Below are 613 nucleotides of genomic sequence, written 5' to 3'. Positions count from 1 at the left end.
CTTCAATACCTGATGCTACTGCTTCTTCCACAATGTATTGAATCGTTGGTTTATCTACAATTGGCAGCATTTCTTTAGGCTGTGCTTTTGTAGCCGGCAAAAAGCGTGTCCCTAATCCAGCTGCTGGAATAATAGCTTTACGAATTTTCACTTACTTTTCCTCCTGTCAATGTCAATCGTGCTTATTGGTTATAGTATAGTAAGTCTGCGATTGAGTATGTACACAAAGTCATGTTGAATCCATTTCTTTTTATAAAGAGTCATRTTGGATTCTGCTTTATCATAACAAAAGATTTTGTATAATTCTATTTTTATCATTTATAATGAAAAGAAAATTAATCACTTATAAATATAATTTTATGCTCCACTTATGTATAGAAAGGAATGGGATTATGAGTTCGTTTTCAGATCACTTACAGCACCAATTTATACAGCATTTCCCGTACAGTGATGCACGCTATCGCACAAATGCCCAAGCAGGGCTAGACCTTTACCGTACTGGGATTATGAGTTCGTTTTCAGATCACTTACAGCACCAATTTATACAGCATTTCCCGTACAGTGATGCACGCTATCGCACAAATGCCCAAGCAGGGCTAGACCTTTACCGTAC

General features: G+C 37.1%; 2 protein-coding genes. One reads left to right on the top strand and one right to left on the bottom strand.

The genetic code is table 11. From position 1 onward, the window contains the following. Window positions 1–151: sugar phosphate nucleotidyltransferase (locus AC1DWA_RS33075; protein WP_477917663.1), on the bottom strand; the 151-nt coding region annotated here is incomplete at its 3' end. 241 nt (window positions 152–392) lie between these two features. On the opposite strand from AC1DWA_RS33075, the gene AC1DWA_RS33070 reads away from it, so the two are divergent. After that, window positions 393–613: hypothetical protein (locus tag AC1DWA_RS33070; RefSeq protein ID WP_477917661.1), on the top strand; the 221-nt coding region annotated here is incomplete at its 3' end.

It is taken from the genome of Rhodococcus sp. P4_F3_2 (assembly GCF_056401335.1).
Note: the sequence above shows the minus strand (reverse complement) of the source record. Positions and strands in the feature narration are given on the sequence as shown.